Annotated in this window: 15 protein-coding genes; 4 read left to right on the top strand and 11 right to left on the bottom strand. The window is 41.9% G+C overall.

Annotated features, from left to right (window positions below; genetic code table 11):
• Window positions 1–233: 233 nt before the first annotated feature.
• Complete coding sequence (locus CEQ75_RS14795; protein WP_157677487.1) at window positions 234–1,079, top strand: hypothetical protein; 846 nt, start codon at window positions 234–236, stop codon at window positions 1,077–1,079.
• Window positions 1,080–1,389: 310 nt separating this feature from the next.
• Here the strand turns inward: CEQ75_RS14795 and CEQ75_RS14800 are convergent, their stop codons facing one another.
• From CEQ75_RS14800 to CEQ75_RS14830, 7 genes are all read right to left on the bottom strand, one after another.
• A complete protein-coding gene (locus CEQ75_RS14800; RefSeq protein ID WP_089611886.1) occupies window positions 1,390–2,820 on the bottom strand; it encodes a trimethylamine methyltransferase family protein in 1,431 nt (476 codons plus the stop codon).
• Window positions 2,821–2,872: 52 nt separating this feature from the next.
• A complete protein-coding gene (locus CEQ75_RS14805) occupies window positions 2,873–4,369 on the bottom strand; it encodes a glycine betaine uptake BCCT transporter (protein ID WP_089611887.1) in 1,497 nt (498 codons plus the stop codon).
• A gap of 359 nt (window positions 4,370–4,728) precedes the next feature.
• Complete coding sequence (locus CEQ75_RS14810; RefSeq protein WP_242965238.1) at window positions 4,729–6,219, bottom strand: sigma-54 interaction domain-containing protein; 1,491 nt, start codon at window positions 6,217–6,219, stop codon at window positions 4,729–4,731.
• Window positions 6,220–6,351: 132 nt separating this feature from the next.
• Window positions 6,352–7,287: a magnesium transporter CorA family protein gene (locus tag CEQ75_RS14815; RefSeq protein ID WP_089611888.1), complete on the bottom strand. Its 936-nt coding sequence runs from the start codon at window positions 7,285–7,287 to the stop codon at window positions 6,352–6,354.
• Window positions 7,288–7,572: 285 nt separating this feature from the next.
• Window positions 7,573–8,514, bottom strand: a complete 942-nt coding sequence (locus tag CEQ75_RS14820; protein ID WP_089611889.1) for a VanW family protein — start codon at window positions 8,512–8,514, stop codon at window positions 7,573–7,575.
• A 163-nt stretch (window positions 8,515–8,677) separates the two neighbouring features.
• The gene (locus tag CEQ75_RS14825) at window positions 8,678–9,484 is read right to left on the bottom strand and encodes a polysaccharide deacetylase family protein (protein ID WP_157677488.1); all 807 of its coding nucleotides are present in this window, start codon (window positions 9,482–9,484) and stop codon (window positions 8,678–8,680) included.
• 202 nt (window positions 9,485–9,686) lie between these two features.
• Window positions 9,687–10,508, bottom strand: coding sequence for a VanW family protein (locus CEQ75_RS14830; protein WP_198306556.1), 822 nt, complete (start codon window positions 10,506–10,508; stop codon window positions 9,687–9,689).
• A gap of 90 nt (window positions 10,509–10,598) precedes the next feature.
• On the opposite strand from CEQ75_RS14830, the gene tnpA reads away from it, so the two are divergent.
• Window positions 10,599–10,916 (top strand): IS66 family insertion sequence element accessory protein TnpA, encoded by a 318-nt coding sequence (gene tnpA / locus CEQ75_RS14835; protein WP_089610477.1) that lies wholly within the window; start codon window positions 10,599–10,601, stop codon window positions 10,914–10,916.
• Here tnpA and tnpC read toward each other — a convergent pair.
• Together tnpC and tnpB are read right to left on the bottom strand one after the other, a co-directional pair.
• Window positions 10,905–12,497: an IS66 family transposase gene (gene tnpC, locus CEQ75_RS14840; RefSeq protein WP_089610849.1), complete on the bottom strand. Its 1,593-nt coding sequence runs from the start codon at window positions 12,495–12,497 to the stop codon at window positions 10,905–10,907. The two genes, tnpA and tnpC, sit on opposite strands and share 12 nt — an antisense overlap.
• A 72-nt stretch (window positions 12,498–12,569) precedes the next feature.
• Window positions 12,570–12,920, bottom strand: a complete 351-nt coding sequence (gene tnpB / locus CEQ75_RS14845) for an IS66 family insertion sequence element accessory protein TnpB (RefSeq protein WP_089610481.1) — start codon at window positions 12,918–12,920, stop codon at window positions 12,570–12,572.
• A gap of 449 nt (window positions 12,921–13,369) precedes the next feature.
• On the opposite strand from tnpB, the gene CEQ75_RS14850 reads away from it, so the two are divergent.
• Together CEQ75_RS14850 and CEQ75_RS14855 are read left to right on the top strand one after the other, a co-directional pair.
• Complete coding sequence (locus CEQ75_RS14850; protein WP_157677489.1) at window positions 13,370–13,798, top strand: EamA family transporter; 429 nt, start codon at window positions 13,370–13,372, stop codon at window positions 13,796–13,798.
• Window positions 13,799–14,000: 202 nt separating this feature from the next.
• Entirely contained in the window at window positions 14,001–14,900 is a 900-nt protein-coding gene (locus tag CEQ75_RS14855) for a PLP-dependent cysteine synthase family protein (RefSeq protein WP_089611893.1), read from the top strand.
• Window positions 14,901–14,985: 85 nt separating this feature from the next.
• Here the strand turns inward: CEQ75_RS14855 and CEQ75_RS14860 are convergent, their stop codons facing one another.
• Both CEQ75_RS14860 and CEQ75_RS14865 read right to left on the bottom strand, forming a co-directional pair.
• Complete coding sequence (locus tag CEQ75_RS14860; RefSeq protein WP_242965240.1) at window positions 14,986–16,101, bottom strand: TolB-like translocation protein; 1,116 nt, start codon at window positions 16,099–16,101, stop codon at window positions 14,986–14,988.
• 173 nt (window positions 16,102–16,274) lie between these two features.
• Window positions 16,275–18,698, bottom strand: a complete 2,424-nt coding sequence (locus CEQ75_RS14865; protein ID WP_420838529.1) for a glycogen/starch/alpha-glucan phosphorylase — start codon at window positions 18,696–18,698, stop codon at window positions 16,275–16,277.
• Window positions 18,699–19,000 lie beyond the last annotated feature (302 nt).

Raw genomic sequence — 19,000 nt, forward strand, 5'->3', positions numbered from 1 at the left:
TTGAAATTAATTTACATAACTATTCAATTAACTGCACAGAGAGGCTTCTTGCATTTGTTTTTGTTTGTATTATATGGGAAAAAAGAATATAATAAGTTTAATCATATCATATCATTACAAAAAGAATTATAATCATCAAAAAAAGCAAAACAGTTGATTTTTTTAAAAAGAGGCAATCAAAATAAGATGTACGCCGAAGAATTGATCTAAGCGCAAAGGAGCATAAGATGAACATGAAGAAAATAATTGGGGATAAAAGATTGGTCGTGCTTGCGGCCCTGGTTTTCGCCATGATTTCCGCTTGGGGGCGAGGCAATGAACTGGCCTTTTTAGGGATCGGCTTTTATATGATTTGCTTCGTCCTGGTATTCAAAAATCATCAAAGAGCATCGCTCTTTTTGTGGTTTGCCCTGGGGGTACACGTGATCCTGACCGGTTATTCCCTTTGGACCTGGCAGCGCTTCGGTATCGTCCCCTGTCATTATTGTTTACTGGCCGCCGGTTTTGTCTTCCTGGCCTCCATGTTTTGGTGGAAAAGGTCTGCTGCTCTGCTGCCTCTCCTGCTGATGCTTATGGTCTGGTATAACTGGGACGGATTATTTTATCCGCCGCTGCCCACCGTTCTCCAGGAAACCACCGAAGGGGGAGAAAATCAGGATGACCAAAAATTGGTATCAGATCTGAATAAATCTGAACAAGAGCAAAAGACAGAGGCAACACCGGCACCGGGGGCTCAGGCAAAAGAGAATTCGAAAAAGGCTTCAGCAAAGATTGCAGAATCTGAAAAAATCGAGCAAGGGACCGAAGGTTCATCTGCGGATCTAACAAGGCAACCTGCTCCGAAAAAAGCGCCGGAAAAACAAACCGCTCACCAACCTTCTGCAATGCCTTCTCAAGGAAGCGCAGCATCAAGCCCCAATAAAGTTGATGAAGTTGATAAGGCTGATAAACCGGCTGCCCCGGATACTTCCGCCCAGATCGGGGCTGCAGCCCCGCCTGCAGCAAATGAGAGTATAGACGACTTGACCGCCGAGTTTGAAGAACTGCCTGCGGAAGTGCCCAAAACTGCCTCGGGCTGAGGTAAATGTGAAAATTGATTCCCGTGGGGATCATCAGATAAACAGAGATCTTGGTATTAGTGGCAGTTAGTTATCGGATAAATTTTAATAAGCTGGTATTATCACCTGAGGGAATGGAAGTAAGTAAGCAGAAATGTAAACAGAACTGCATCCCTTAATAAGATAGTTTCAGTAGTTTCCGTACACCATTCTGTCTCCGGTCTACTGTCTACTGTCTAGCTTAAAGTGATGCAGTTCTATATAAAGTGCTCTCTTAATCTTTGCTGCTAGTATTTGCTACTAATCTTTACTGCTTTTAATGCTTACTCTTCTATTTCATTAACTCCTGACTTCTCCGCTCAATGAAAGCGCAAAGCTCTTTGTCCAATGCCTCATCCAAATGGGGAACTTCATATTCGGCTAAGATTTTCTGCCATCTTTCTTTGGCACGGGTATTGGTATCCTTACGGCCGTCAGCATCCCAAGCTTCATAACCCATACGGTCACTCAGATCGGGCATTCTTAGCTCCTGGCGATGTTTTTCCAGGGTGCTGGCCTGGTAGAGGAAGTGTCCCCCTGGGCCGACTTCTTTGATATCATTTAAAGCAAACATTTCATCGCTAAAGTCATAGCCTTTCCTGTATTTTAGAACCATACCGGCAATTTCATCATCCATGACGAATTTCTCAAAGGAGAAAGCAGTGTAATAATGCATGATACCGGCGGCATGAAGCACATAGTTAATACCGGAGATGGCGGCGGACATCAAAACCATCATGGCTTCGTAACCGGCTTGGGCATCTACAGTTTTGCTGTCATTCAGTCCTCCGCCCCCACGGCTGGGTACACCATAGAATCGAGCCATTTGGGCACTCGCGGCGGTATAAAGAGCTGTTTCCGCGTTGCCGATGGAAAGGCTCACTGTTCTCATATCAGCAGGGCCGGAAGTGGAACCGTAAATGACAGGGGCTCCCGGATTGATACATTGGGTTAAAACGATCCCGGCCAAAACCTCTGCATTTTGCAGGGTTATGGTACCGGCCATAGTGGCAGGCCCGGTGGAACCGGACATGACCAATGAAGAAATCAAATTGACCTGACCGGCGGCGGCATAAGTCATCATTGCGGCCAGCATGCGATCGTCATATTTTAAAGGGGTGATGGAATTGATTAAGGTAATCAGCGCCGGATTCTTTTTGAGAATATCACGACCGCCAAAAAGCATAGATGCCATTTCAATGGAGTCTTGGGCGCCCATTTCCCCATAAGCGCTGCCCATAAAATTCTTATCGGCATTTTTGATATGGCTGTAGATCATTTTTAAGTGCTTGATTTCATCCGGGACGTCGTTGGGTTCACACACATTGCCTCCGGTGGCTTGGATGTTGGTGCTGGCTCCTGCTAGTTTAACAATGTTATCGTAGTCATTCATGTTAGAATAACGTCTGTTGCCATTGGCTTCATAAATATAAGGGGGTCCATAAGAAGGGGTGAAAATAATATCCCTATGGTTGCATTGGACGTTTTTTTCCGGATTTCTCGCATGAAGGGTAAAGGAGGCCGGTGCTTTTTGCACCATTTCCTCAACGAATGATCTTTGGAAATATACCCGATGTCCTTCTATCCTTTGACCCCACTCCTTAAAGATGGCAATGGCCGGATCATAGGTGAATTCTACCCCTACTGTTTCTAAAATTTCCATGGTTTTTTCGTGGATTTGAGAAACTTCTTCCTTTGTTAAAACATCGAATTTAGGTATCATGATAAATCTCCTTTCAAATAATTATTTTATTTAAGATCAAGGGATGACAAACTTAAATTTTTTCCGTTCTTAATGCTTTGATAATCGAATAGCACATAAAGAGCATCACAAACATAAAGGGAAATGCCGCTACAATGGATACTGTCTGTAAAATGGATAAGATGGTAGATCCGCCGGCAATAATTAAAATGATAGTCACCGCGCCCTGGGCAATACCCCAAGCGGTACGGGAATTTTTGCTGGGATTCATACTGCCGTTAGACGTAAGCATCGCCAAAACATAGGTTGCGGAATCCGCTGCCCCCACGAAACATGCCAAGATCAGAATAATGGCTAAGGGACCGGTCAGGGCATAAAGGGGTAACTGCTGCAAGGTGGCGAATAAACCGGTGGTATAATCGGCACCGACGGCTGCTTGGATGGCACCCCCGCTGATCGCATCTAAATTAAAGGCTGCGCCTCCATATATGGACAGCCAGATGAAACCAAAGCCGGCCGGCAGTAACATCACCGATAAAAGAAACTCCCGAATGCTCCGTCCTTTGGAAACACGGGCAACAAATTGCCCCACGAAGGGAGCCCAGGCAATCCACCATGCCCAATAAAAAACAGTCCAACCTTGGATAAAGGATTCATTTTCCATCCACAGGCTTTGTTGGATCAGATTGCCAAAATAACCTCCAGTGGTATTAGTGAAAATATTTAAAATGAATACCGTCCCCCCAAAAATGAAGAGAAAGACCATAAAGGCTACTGAGAGCCAAACCTTGAAGTTAGCCACCATCTGCATGGCTTTATGCAAACCGGAAACGGTAGCCACGGTGAAAATCACGGTAATCACGGCGATGACAATTGAGGTCACCAGAGTGTTGTTCTCAATGCCCCAAATGTTGTTCAGTCCCCCGACAATTTGCCCGGCACCTAATCCCAGACTGGTGGCAACCCCGAAGATAGTTGCAAAAACAGCTAGAATATCGATGGTTTTTCCGATGGGTCCATGGATTCTGTCACCCAAAAGGGGTTCAAAGGAGGAACTGATCAGGAAAGGCAAACCTTTTCTAAATTGGAAATAAGCTAAGGCCAAACCACCAGTGGCGAAAATGGCCCAAGGATGAATGCCCCAATGAAAGAACACGGTCCGCATGGCTTCGTACATCGCAGCTGTTGTTCCCGGTTCTGCGGAAGGGGGCGAAAGAAAATGCATGATCGGCTCAGAAATGGACCAAAAGACCAGGCCGATGCCCATTCCGCCGCCGAAAAGCATGGCAAACCACTGAAAATTACTGAATTCCGGTTTGTCATCATCTTGGCCCAGTTTGATTTTGCCATAAGGGCTGATGGCCAAACCCAAAGCAAAAAGGACAAAAAAGCTAACAGAAATCAGATAAAGCCAGCCGAATTTTGCCGTTAAGAAGCCAAATAACCAAGATGAGCCGCTGCTCAGCTGATCAGGAAAAAGGATCCCAAAGATGACGAAAGCGACAGTGATTGCCCCTGAGATTATCAGAACTTCTTTCCCGCCTTTGCTTTGTTGTGTCTGTTGTGTCACAATATTACCCCCTTTTTTATTTTAATCAATTTAATAATTGCTTACCTATGCCTATATCTATAGCAAAAGACATGCCAAGATATCTTTGCCCTTCATAAAAAACATAGCGCCATGATAAAAGTGAGTTCTACTAAGGGAAATAACCAGAGGTCCATCTGGTCCGATAGATTTAAACCTATCGATGAATCATGCAAAAAGCAAAAAAAGATCAAAAAATCATGCATAATGTTGAATATTTTGCTCTAATAAAAAAAGATGGCAAAATAAAAGATAAAAAGATACCCACCTGAAAAAGATGGGTATCTTTTGCTTTTTGACCATTTAGCTTTTATGCTTTTTAGGGGATTGATAATTTTTATTCACTTCAGTCCGAATTTTTTCATGCGATAAACCAGGGTTTGCCGGGAAAGTCCTAGCTCCCGGGCGCTTTTGCTAACATTACCTTGATTTTTGGTTAAGGTCTGCACAATGGTTTCCTTTTCCTTCTGGCGAATGGTGCCCAAGAGACTATTCTCCTCCGGCTCTTGTTTTAAGAATTTACTTTTGGGGATATTGATCTTTTCAATGTCATCATCCAAAGGATAAAAATTCTGATCTAAAGAAAAAGTATTTGTCGGATGAGTATTTGTTGATTCTTCTTTTAAATAGAAGGGCAAATGTTTCTCTTTAATTGTCATTTCGTCATCATTCACCAGATTCATGGCACATTCAATACAGTATTTTAGCTGGCGTACATTACCGGGCCAAGGGTAATCTAAGAAAAAGGTGGTCACCTCGTCTTCCATCGCCAGGATTTTTTTCTTATACCTGACGTTGTATAGGGAAATAAAATGGTGAGCTAAAAGAAAAATATCACTTTTTCTTTCTAAGAGAGAAGGAATCAAAATATTTATCACCGCCAGGCGGTAAAATAGATCTTCCCGGATTTGCTGTTTTTGAATTGCTTCTCTGGGAAAGACATTGCAGCTGCTGATGATCCTGGTATCGATTTTAATTTTTTCATTGCTTCCCAAAGGGGTCACATATTTCTCTTCCAACACCCGCAATAATTTGGCCTGGGAAGAAAGGGGCATGGAATTGATTTCATCCAAAAACAAAGTGCCTCCGCTGGCCTGTTCAAAAAGTCCTTTACGTTCTGTGGCCCCGGTGTAAACCCCTTTTACCGTGCCAAAAAGAAGTCCTTCCAACAAGGTTTCGGGAATGGCGGCGCAGTTAATGGCTAAAAAGGTAGCATCCTTTCGATTACTCGCGGAATGAATACTTTGGGCAAACAATTCTTTTCCTGTACCGGTCAGCCCGCAGAGAAAAATGGGAGAATCACTTTGGGCGGCATTGTAGGCCAGATTTTTGCATTCTTTAAGCACTGGGTGCTCCCCGATGATATCATTAAAGGTATAAAGCTTCCCTTCTTTTCCGCTTTTCTCTGGTATATCCTCCTGGTAACCAAAGAGCTGTTTCTGCAGTTCAATGTTTTTTTCAATAGTTGCTTTTAATTTGGTCACGTCTTTTTGAATGGAAAAGGCCCCCCAAGTGCCGTCCGGTAACTCTATCGGAAAGGTATTGCAGATTTGATAAACCTCCCGGTTATTCACATAATAGCGAAAGGTATGATCGTGAAGAGGTTTTCTGCCCGCAGCCACGGTTAGGAGGGGACTTTGATCCGTATCCAGGCCGTAAAGCTCCGAAACGGTATGCCCTTCGGCTTCTTCCAGAGAATAACCGTCTAGTTTTTCCGCAGCCTGATTCATAAAAAGCATGACCCCACGATCATCAATAAAATAAACCGCATCGCTTAGATGATCGAAAATTTCTCTTAAGGTGTCGTGGGTTTTAAAAAAATCTTTTTCCATAATCGACATCCCTTCTAAGTATACTTTCACGGGAATCACGGGGATGGGGGAATCACGGGGACGGTTCTTCTGCTTCCCTGCTGAGGTTAAATATCTTGGGATCTGCTAGCCTTGCGAGTTAATGTAACTTCCCTAAAACATATTTCGTTTAATTAGAAACATAACACTTAAAACCGAAAGGACTAATGAAATGCTCAACACAATAAAAAAACCGTGAGGTGAATTTTGAAAAGGGATTTGCACATTCATTCCGAAAAAACTGGCTACCATAGTGGGAAGTGCCAGTACAATGGTAATTGACGCTAAAAACTTCATGACAATATTTAAGTTATTTGAAATAATAGAGGCAAATGCATCCATCATCCCGCTTAAAATGTTGCTATAGATATCAGCCATTTCAATAGCCTGTTTGTTTTCTATAATAACATCTTCCAATAAATCTTGGTCTTCTTCGTACATTTTTAAGGTTTTACCTCTCAGCAATTTTTCCATTACTTTTTCATTGGACCTTAAAGAGGTGGTAAAATAAACCAAGCTTTTCTCTAAATCCAACAAACGGATTAGTTCCTTGTTCCTCATGGATTTTTGAAGTTCATACTCAATTTCGTCGGTTTTTTTGTTAATTTCCCTCAGATATTTTAGGTAAAGGTTTGCAGTTTTTTGCATGATTTGGAAGACAAACCTTGTTTTCTTAAAAGTTGCCAGTCCTTTAATTTTTCCCTGGGCGAATTCTTTTAATATGTCAATAGGCTGCAAACAGATGGTAACAAAATAATCTTCAGTCAATACAATTCCTAAGGGGAAGGTGTCATAAATCAGATCCTTCTTGTGAAACGCCGGGACATTTATAATAATCAATACCTGATTATTGTCTTCAATTTCTACACGGGGCAGTTCTTCATCGTCCAAAGGATACTTCAAAAAATCATAATATATTCCTGTGTTTTGAGCCACCGTCTGCAATTCTTCTTCTGATGGATTAACCAGATTGATCCAAGAACCTTTTTCCATATCATTAGTTGATAAACACACAATATTATCGTTTCTGCTTTGAAATATTGTTAACATTATTAACCTCCTTTACTGAGGAGGTTAATAATACAGGGTGATCTGTATGGTTAACCTCCTATTCCTAGCATAAAATATACATCTACTATCCGCAGGGTCACTGTCCATACAATCACCTCCAAAATTATATTCACTATAAAGAGTGATCCTTATTCCCCTCTCGTAACAAGGCTAACAGCTTTATTATAGCATGCTGTAAGTACAAAGTATCCTATGACTCGCCACCTGAAAAAATTTTTAGTTCCGGTAAGATAAAATAAGTAGCAATTGGTACCTATATCTTTCTTATTTTGAACTCTTTGCCACAACACGGGGTGACGGACGATAAGAACTAATACCCATATCTTTTTTTGTTTCTTTGCCATCCTTAGTTATAATTACCCATGAATGAACGCTGATTCCCGGAGAACCTTCAAATATTTCCTTTTCCGTTCCCTCTGGAAGTAAAGGATCATTTATCTTCTCCGTCCAACTGGGTGTCTTTTTTAAAACCTGATGCACCCATCTGACTTTGGGTGCGGGAACAGAGCCGTATAATGCCAAATAAAGCGTACCTTCCTGGTTCTCAGCCCAAATCAAGATAGGTGCACCGGTAGTATTCTTAAATTTAAAGTCTTTGGTACCATAAGATATTGTAGCATCCTGGCCTGGGGGCACATAAGGTACAGTCATGGAATGGGGTAATCTTTCCACAACCTCTTGATCTGCCGAAACTACCACATTATAAAGTACAGAGGCAATTTTACAAACTCCCCCGCCAATGGTAGAAACAATTTGTCCGTCACTATACATTGGGCCCGGTTTAAAACCATTTTCCACTGTACGCCTGCCAATTCTCTGATTTAAAGAAAACACCTCTCCAGGCTTAACCACAGCACCGGCCAAATAATCCGCGGCCAGGGAAATATTATCACGTTCATGAAGGATAGGATCAGGTAATGTGGCTTGATAACTTGATAGCCTTACAGGAGTATTATTATCCCTCTTTGCCTGAAGGAATTTAGGATTATTTTCCCATATCAACGTCGATTCGTTAATTTTCTTTTTTTCTCTTTTTTCTCTACTTGATTCGTCAACTTCCTTTTTTTCTATCTGTTTTGGTACTTCCGTCTGTTTTGGTACTTCCGTCTTTTTGGTGTTATCCGGTTTCTTTACCGGGGCACAACCACTTAGCACTAAAGAAACTATAATTAAAAAACTGAAAAAACTGAAATATAACTTTTTCATAGGCAATACCCCCTTAAATTGAACATTTCAAATTTATATTTCCCCTTTCATAACCCGATGAATCCGGAAAAATTTCTCTAAAAAATATTTAGCGATAAAAAAGCAAGAGGCATCCCTTAAGAGGATGCCCTAAACATAAAGATGACTCACTGATAAACACATTTTAGATTTTCCAGAAACTAAATTTTAATTCCAGGACAAACAGCAGTCGTCCCCAAAAGCCTCCATGCATCTCTTTAACAGACATACGGCGGATTCTGAATAAATCTGTTTTCCCATAGACATTGGTACCTGGGGAACTTGTAAAAGCAGCTTTATAACCGGCCTTTTGCACCAATTCCACAGCATTTTGATGCAAACTGCCAAAGGGATAAGCAAAATAATCAATATTTGTTTTCAAATGCTTTTCTAAAACATCCTTAGATGCTGTCAATTCATAGATGGCTTTTTCTTGGGAAATTTTCGTGATATTTAAATGGTGTACAGTGTGGTCCTGAAAGGAAACACCCTCCTTTTGCATTGTTTCCATTTGGGACCAATTCAACAATTTCATGCTTTGTACTCTTTCCCTATCCCATGAATTTGTTCCCCCGATTTCTCCTGTGGGAATAAAAATTGTGGCCGGGTAATGATACTTTCTTAGAACTGGTAAGGCAAAGGTTAAATTATCTTCATATCCATCATCAAAGGTAATAGCAACAGACTTAAAAGGCAATTTGCTGCCGTTTTTAAGATAGTCAACAGCTTTGTCCAGTGTGACAACATGATATCCTGCTTTTTTCAGGTAGTTCATTTGCCAGGCTAATTCTTGCGGATAAACTCTAATCAGTTTCTCCGAAGAAGATTTATCATTATTAACAGCATGATAATGAAGTATCATAACACCCCGATGTAAGTTATTTATCGCCAGAAACAAAATCAAAATTAAAAATACAAAACCAAAAATCCAAACACTTTTTCTGTGTACCATAAACATACCCCTATCTTTATCATAAGATAAAATGGTCGAATTTTTATACTTTGCACGTGCACTTATTTAGTATGTCATCTTTCCCAAATACCAAATCATGCCTATATATGGAAAGTGCAAGCTGCAGCTTTCTTAAAACCAGCCGCCTCCAAAAGGCTGATTTCATTCACCTAAGTAATATAGGGTTATATTTGACGGTTAATTACCGGCCTTTTTCAATTATTTCAGGCAATGCATCATAGTAGTTTTTACCCAGTTCTTTAATTTTTGTTTCACCGTCCGGATATTCTATCGTAATCCAAGACTTGACAACTAAACCGTCCTGGCCTGTGACAAGCAGCCTTTCTGTGCCTTTTCCCAGGTTTTCGTTATACCGATAAACTATCCAATACTTAATTCTTTTTAATTCTTGATGGTGCCATGTTACCTGGGGCGGGATTTCTTGTCCATAGAATGCCATATATAAGGTATTTCCTACAGTTTCCGCCCAAATAACAATAGGCCCTCCGGTATTGTTTAAAAAACGTATATCTTTTACCCCATAGCTTACGGTGGCATCCTGTCCTGGCGGGACATATGGAACGGTCATGGAATGATTATAACGTTCATATACCGGTAAATTGCTTAAAATAGCAAGATTATATAATACGGAAGCAATTTTACACACGCCCCCACCGGTAGATGTGACAATTTTTGTCCCTTTGTACATAGGTCCTGACTGATAGCCGTTAGCAGATGTGTAAGGGCCGATTTCCCTATTTTGAGAAAAAACTTTGCCGTCTGGAATCATTGTTCCTGCCAACTTGTCTGCTGCAAGACCGACATTGTTCATTTCTCCGGGCAGAGGCTCTTTTAAAGTGGCCTGATATTTTGCCATTAAGACCATGTTTTTATTTTCACTAATCATTTGGCGAAATTGGGGGGCATCATTCCAAGGAAGGGGTTGACTATAGATTATGCCTTGTCTCCAATAATCGGGGGGATAGTCATCCGGACTGGTAATTTCCGCAGAACTAGACCTCATTACAGGGTAAGCGTCAAATACTACCCACATATTCTTTTGAATCTAGCTATGAGATAATGTCTCCATGATAACTATAAGGAGGCCTGCTCATTGACCAAAGTTGAAAAGTGCCAAATGTGGAAATCCAGGGTGAATGAATTTAAATCGAGTGGCCAAACGGCTACAGCATGGTGCACAGCACATGAATTGAAGATCAATCAGCTGCGCTACTGGATGCGTAAGTTTAAGTCAGAAAGCAAGTCAGCAGAGAAGAAAATGCAGTGGCTTTCCGTGGAGATCGGCGGGTTAGAAGTAAGCGAACCTCAAGAAGCTTTGCCCGTTCGTGTAGGCAAAGCAACTATTGAAGTGCGTCCGGGATTCAATCCCAAACTTCTCTCTGATGTCGTTAAGACGCTATCAGTTATTTGAAGAAACTTTGCAGGATTCCGGAAGCGTGTCCGACCATGGGAGCAAAGCATCCAGTTGAGCCATATTTCCCAAGTCAATGTTGGGCAACTTCTCAAATAGATACGTCAAATAATGAAAAGGGCTCAGATGGTTGGCCTTTGCCGTCTCAATCATGCTGTAGATGATTGCACTGGCCGTAGCACCCTTCGGAGTGTTACTGAAGAGGAAGTTTTTTCTTCCGATTACGAAAGGCTTGATGGCTCGTTCTGCTCGGTTATTACTGATTTCCAGCCGACCATCAAGCAAGAACGCGCACAGTTTATCCCACTGCTTCAGGCTGTAATCAATGGCTTTTCCTAAAGCACTTTTCGGAAGAACCTGTCTTTTCTTCGTTCTTAACCAGGCTTCGAAGACATCAAGAACCGGTTTGCTTTGTTCCAAACGCTTGTCGTATCGCTCGTCAGCATCCAGATCCTTGAACCCTTGCTCTAGGTGAAAAAGCTGGTTACAATAATCCAGCCCTTCTTTCGCAACAGAAGATGTCTGGTCGGAGCCTTTTGGCAAGGCTTTGAGTGCATCAGAAAAATACCTTCTGGCATGAGCGAAGCAACCGACCGGTTTGACACCTGGAATGCCGTTATACCCTATATAGCCATCAGTATGCAAATATCCATTAAAACCGTCAAGCATGTTTTGCGGATGCTTACTGGCTCTGGTCGTACGATAGTCATAAAGATAGATCGGCACATCCGTATGACCTGTAGCATACAGCCACATATATGATTTGTTAGCGGCTGTTCTTCCTTCTTCACGCAGCACTTGCAATATCGTTTCATCCGCATGTAAAATCTCATGCTCAATTAGCTTGGTATGCATGCGGTTGTACAGATGAACAAGCCAATCATTCGCACCGTGAATCATCCAGTTGGCCATTGTTTGGCGAGATAAATCAATACCAAAGTGTTTGAATTGCTGCTCCTGCCGGTAAAGCGGAACAGCTAAAGTATATTTTCGATCCATCACAAACGCCATTAAAGACGGTGAGACAAAGCTACCCGGAAGCACAGGGGCAGGCATGGGTGCAGTGATCACCGGCGTGGAGATGTCATTTTTCTCACAGTTACGGCATGTATATACGTGTCGCACGTGTTTGACTACCTTAACCTGAGCTGGAATAACCTTGATCTCCTTTCGGATTTCTTTACTCATCTGATGTAAATGCTCACCACACTGTGGGCAAGTTTGTGCTTCATCCGATAAGGGGTATTCCACAGTCTCTACGGGAAGATCATCAAGCATTTTGTCGTTCTTGCCCTTGGTCTTGCGTCTTTTATATGTAATTTCCTCAACCGTTGGTTCAGATGCCTTAGGATCGGCTTCTTGTTCCGCTTCATCGAAGAAACTTAATTGATCTGGATTGGTTTTCTCGCTGGATGCACCGAATCGCCGCTTCTGGCTTAAAAGGAACTGTTCTTCGTACCATTTCAGCTTAGCGGACAACTCTTCGATTTGGTGCTCTTGAACAGAAATTTTGTCCTTAAGACTTTGTATATGTTCATCCGTTTGAGGATGGTTTGCGTCTGATTCAGTTATGTTTTCCATGGCTTTATTATATCATTTTTCGCTAATGAAAGATAGCCAAAAACCGCATAGAATCAAGGTTTTTCGCAGTTTTTATATGATGATTCTCTCGCTTATTTCCGGATTGGCACTTGCCTGATGAAGGGGTAAACCATCGAGCAGCCATCGAAATTCTCGCTGGCTGACAGCAAGTGACTGGCTATTGCCATCTGGCCACTGAAAGTGTCCTTTCTCGAGGCGCTTGTAATGGAGCCAGAATCCATCGCCACCCCATTCTAGGACTTTGACTTTGTCCTTTTTGCGATTACAAAAGACAAAAAGATGCCTAGAGAATGGATCCAAGCGGAAATGCTCTTGCACGATTACAGCCAAGCCATCGATAGACTTGCGAAGATCCGTTGCGCCGGCTGCAAGATAAACCGTGTCTACTCGGCCTAACATCATAGCCACACTCACTTCCTTGTGATTGTCATGGAGGAGGTTTTGTCCCTCTTTTCGAATTCATTATCTCATAGTAAGAAAAGGACGAATATGTGGGTTTGATTTGACGCTTACATTACAGGAGAAAAAAGTAAAAATGTAGTGGTTAAGATGAGCATAAGCAGGGATTGGATAATTCTTCTCATTATTAATATTCTCCCGAAAAATAAATTAATTTTTAACCTAAATTCCCGAAAATTTTAGCTTTGTTTTGTCTGCGCTAATTTAATGGAGAATTTAGGCCTTAATTAGTATTCCAATATTAATTTCCTCCAAACTTGAAATATTTAACATCTTTTTATCACATCTTTTAATTCTTTTCGTCCAATAATATCAAGAATTTCTGGAATGGTTTGTTTCAGGAAGAATATTAATAGCATTAGTAACAAACATTTATGAGGGATGGATGAATTTTGTATACCTTTTTACTTGCACTTTTTGGAGCGATATGTTGGGGAATTGCCCCAGCGTTTGGAAAAATAGGTTTAAGAGGAATTCATCCAATGGATGGCCTGGCGGCAAGAACATTAATTACATTGCTGCTGGTAGGAACTTGGGCAGGGTTTAGCGGTAGCCTGTTTCGACTACATTCTATACCTTCCCGGGCTTGGTTTTTTCTAGCTATAGAAGCATTTTTTGCGACCTTTGCCGGTGATTTAGCATATTATGCAGCCATAAAATGGGGTAATATCGGCAATACATCCTTGGTATTATCCGTTTCGCCAATAATCACCTTACTCATAGGCTGGTTTTTTATGGGGGAAAGTATCTCATTTTTAGAAACTTTAGGTGCTTTTTTTATTTTGACCGGACTGATTTTGGTGGCATCCAATTCACTGTAGCAAGCACTTGTGCCATATCGATTTATTTCATCAAATTCACCCTTCCATTGGGCGAACCTTCCCCTTGCATACACCCTTGCATATAATTGTTTTTCTTTTCGCTCAAGCTTTTGCTACACTTATCACGGCTGATCATATATAATAAATATGTTTGACAGCACATCTATCGTGTTACATATTAAATCAGGGAGGGAAAAAGCTTATGTACGATAATATTATCGAGACTATTGGCCGCACGCCAATCGTTAAGATAAATAAATTAAACCCCAAACCACACATTCCGCTTTACGCCATGTTAGAGGGCTTTAACCCCACAGGGAGCATTAAAGATCGTATTGCAATAAAAATGATTGAACAGGCTGAGGCTTGCGGCGCTCTCACACCTGGCAAAACCATTATTGAACCCACCTCAGGCAACACAGGGATTGGGTTGGCGATGATCGGTGCCGTAAAGGGATATGCGGTTGAAATAGTGATGAGTGAAGCGGTTTCGGTGGAACGTCGGAAAATGATTGAGGCTTTTGGAGCCAAGACTACTCTGACGGATCCCTCCAAAGGAACGGATGGAGCCATCATGAAAGCTCATGAACTTTGCCGCAGCTATCCTGAAAAATACTTTATGCCCAACCAGTTTTCCAATGAATATAATAAGCTTGCCCATTATGAAACAACCGCCCATGAAATCTGGGAGGACACCGAGGGCAAGGTTACCCATTTTGTTTCCGCGCTTGGCACCTCAGGCACACTCATGGGCGTAGGCATGGGCTTAAAAGCAAAAAATCCTGATATCCAGATCGTTGAGGCACATCCGGTTTTGGGCCATTATATACAGGGCCTCAAAAACATGCAGGAGGCTATTGTCCCGGCGATATATGATCCCACCCAGATCGACCGCAGTGTGATGGTTGAATCCGAGGAAGCTTTTGCGATGGCTCGAAAAATCGTTGCGCAGGAAGGTATGTTTGTCGGGATGAGCAGTGGAGCAGCTATGGTGGCTGCCTTGGCATGCATCAAAGATATAGAAGAAGGCTTTGTGGTGGTCATATTCCCTGACCGGGGTGAAAAATACCTTAGTACGGGTTTATTCCAATTAGCCCCCTAATCAGGTAGAACAGGGGTAGAACAGGGGACGGTTCTTTGTTTTGAATTCTGCGGATAAAACAAAGAACCGTCCCCTGTTCTACTCCCTAAAAAGAATCATCCATGATCTCCGGATAGGTTAACGTCATCCCTATGACCTTATTATCTGGTTTGATCTGTCTTGGATATTGAGCTGGGTCTGTATCAAAGTTAAAGGCTAAAGCAGCGGCACCTTCCACTTTAAATATCCCATAAAGCTTGCCGCCATGAATGCTTTCCGGTTCAATATATTTGCCTCGATAGGCTTCAAATACGTTTTCCGCACGATCCCCTATCTTGATCCCTAAATTGGTCTCAGCCTGGGGCGAGGTAGTATAGATCTCTAATACTTTTCCAGAATCAGTCCCGATAAACACCCTGGTTCCATCATAATCCCAACGGTAAACTAGCTCAGGAAAATGTCCTAATTCTTCGCTGGGTGCAATTTCAATATAATCCTTGCCCATGGCGGCAATTACCTGTTCCCGAGTATCTTCCAAGTGGACACCGGATATGCTGGGTCTGATATTCGGGGTACTTTTCTTAGATTCCTGTCCCTGGTTATCGGTTTCGATGTAATTGATATTCCCATCTTGGTCCCAGGATTCTACTTTATAGAGATAATTTTTGGTTTTCCAGAGATAGCCATTCTTTTCTTCCCCGATTTTGTATATTTCCAGGAAGCCCCAGCTTTCACCATACTCATGAAACTCATTCCCATAGGCAATAGCGGTACTATCTGGACTCCAGACTGGGATGTGCATGCTTTTGGGCTTAAATGAGCCTTCCTTCATCGTTTCCGCATTGACAATGCTATTCACGGCCCCTTCACCCAATTTTTCACTGATTATAAAATACTTGCTGTCGGGAGACCAAGAAAATCCAAGGGTTGTGGGTTGAACGTCTCTGACTGACTTTGCCTCTTCCTCCCCTACCTTCCAATAATAGGCTTCATCCATCCCCTGTTTCTCTTCGTTGCCGCTCTGGATAAAAAGAACCATTTGATCGTCGGGAGACCAGGTTATCTGAAAAACCTCTTCATTAGCCTCCAGAGTCCCGTTGATCTTCTCTTTGGTGAACTCATTTTGATCACCATTATTATTTGAATTGGCAGCGCATCCAGTCACTAAGAGCAATGTGACCATGGTCAGCAAGCTTACAATTTTTAATAATTTACTCATCATTTCCTCCTTGCAAAATCATTTTGAAATAATTTTAAAAACATTTGTCTTCAATGAACCAGTGCAGGTAAAAATTTTCATTGGTATTTTAGGGGGCAGTATTTTTCATTGGTATTTTAGGGGGCATTATATCAGATTAAAAATCAGGAAGCAAGAGAAACACTCCCCCTGCGCCGTTACCGTTCTGTCTTCCAAATCAAATCCGCGTATTCATGGATGGCTCGGTCACTGGAAAAGATACCGGCTTTTGCGATATTATACAAGGCACTTTCCAGCCACTTTTCTTGTACGGCATATTTATTATTTAACCTTTCCCAAGTCTCCGTATAAGAGCTAAAATCCCTTAAGACAAAATATTGGTCATTTTCCTGCAAAAGAGAATCATAGATACCCTGAAAACTATAATCTGTCTGTAAAAAACCATTGACCAGCTGATCCACTACTCTTTTCAGATTGGGTGTACCTGCGTAATCATTCCACGATTTATACCCGGGATCACCATAAAGCTCCATAGCCTGATCCGCCGTGATACCAAAAAGAGCAATATGCTCATCTCCCACAGCCTCAGCAATTTCCAAATTAGCACCGTCTCGGCTGCCGATGGTAAGTGCTCCGTTAAACATAAATTTCATGCACCCTGTACCGGAGGCTTCCTTGCCGGCGGTGGAAATCTGTTCGCTGATATCCGCTGCCGGATAAATGATTTCTCCCAGGGAGACATTAAAATTCTCCAGAAAGATAACACGAATATACTCTTTGACATAGGGATCACGATTAACAATATCTGCGACAGTATGGATTAATTTGATCGTGTCCTTAGCACGCCAATAACTGGAAGAAGCTTTCCCCCCAAAAATAAAGGTGGTGGGCTGGATAGTTTTCCCTTCCTTGAAGCGATTATAAAGATCTAAAATTTTTAAGACATTCAAATGCTGTCGTTTATATCCATGAAAGCGTTTTACTTGAATATCGAAAATGGAGGCGGGATCAATCTTGATTCCCTGCTGCTGGGAAACGAAATTTGCCAATCGTTCCTTGTTTTTGTATTTTGCCTGGGCCAGCCCTTCCAAAAAACCACGGTCCCCTTTAAACTCTAATAATTTCTCCAGTTCATTGGCATCGGAAAGCCATTCCTCACCGATGGCTCGAGAAATTAAATCCGATAAGGGTTTATTGGCCAGATGAAGAAAACGCCGATAACTGACGCCATTAGTAACATTACAAAATTTTTCCGGGGTAATGCGATAAAAAGCGGCTAAGATCTTCTCTTTCAGGATTTGGCTGTGAATTTTGGAAACCCCATTGACGGAATAAGAGCCTATGACCGCCAAACGGGCCATATGGATCCTGCCATCAACGATAATAGCAGTATTCATGAGCAAATTTTCATCTCCGGGATAGTTAACCCTGATTTCCTCTTGAGATCGCCGGTCAATCTCTTCAACAATCATATAAATTCTGGGCAGTAAGGTACGAAATTGCTCCACAGGCCAAGTTTCCAGGGCCTCCGGCAGAATAGTGTGGTTGGTATAGGAAAAGACATTCCTGCTAATCGCCCAGGCCTTATCCCAATCCATGCCCTCCTCATCAATCAGGATGCGCATCAATTCTGGGATGCTGACTGCGGGGTGGGTATCATTAATATGAAAGGCCATTCTTTGAACAAATTTATCATCCACTGAACCATAAACCGATTTATAATAGGAAACACTATCCCCGATACTGGCCGCTGATAAGAAATACTCCTGCTTCAAGCGCAGCTCCTGGCCGGAAGCAGTTTGATCCTTTGGATACAGAATGCTGCTGATGGCTTCTACCTCCGCCCGGTATGCGGAGGCTCTCTCGTAGTCCCCTTGATTAAACACATCAAGATCGAACTGCCGCGTCATAGGCTCCGCACTGTATAATCTGAGATAGGTAACCTTTTTCTCATCATGATAACCTAAAAAGGAAATATCATAAGGAACCGCCCATATGGGATCATAATTTTCATGAATAAATACCAGGCGGTCATCCTTGATTTCAGACCGGACATTCCCTTTGAATTTAACGGTCATCATTCGGTCTGTTTTGATTGTTTCCCAGACATACCCGTTACTCAGCCAGGTATCCGGCTCTTCCACCTGCATCCCATTGACGATTCTTTGATTAAAGAGGCCATATTTATAGCGGATCCCAAAGCCGAAGCCATAACCGGCTTTTTGATCATGGGCCATGGAATCCAAATAGCAGGCAGCCAATCTTCCCAAGCCGCCATTCCCCAAGGGTGCTTCTTCTTCTTCATGCAAAAGTTGGTCATAGGATATATTTAAGTCGGCCAATCCTTCCCGCACAGTATCTTCGATCCCCAAATTTGTCAGATGGTAGGAAAGCATTTTTCCAATTAAAAACTCCATGGATAAGTAATAAATACGCCGTTTATCTGCTTTAATGTTGGATTGAATGTTATTAACCCATTGCTTATTCATCACTTGTTTGATTAAGGTCACCAAGGCATGGTATTTTTCAGAGTTGTTTGCTAATTCCAGAGGGCTGCTTTCCACACGGCTGAATATTTCCACATACTGATTTTTAAAATCTTCTTTATCCTTTATAGGCAGCAATATGATTTCCCCCTTTGCATTTTCCCTATGTCTGCTATGTGCTATGTGTGCTATGTGTGCTATGTGTGCTATGTGTGCTATGTGCTATAGGTACTATGTATTATGTAGTTCTACATAAAAATATAATTCCCTTTATAGATTTACCAAAATACTAACAACTCGAGTAGAACAGGGGTAGGCGTAGAACAGGGGACGGTTCTTTGTTTTAAATTCTGCGAATCAAACAAAGAACCGTCCCCTGTTCTACTCCTGTTCTATTATTCTATCAATTAAAATATTAAATAAATATAGAAAATGAA

The organism is Dehalobacterium formicoaceticum (genome assembly GCF_002224645.1).
Taxonomy (GTDB): domain Bacteria; phylum Bacillota; class Dehalobacteriia; order Dehalobacteriales; family Dehalobacteriaceae; genus Dehalobacterium; species Dehalobacterium formicoaceticum.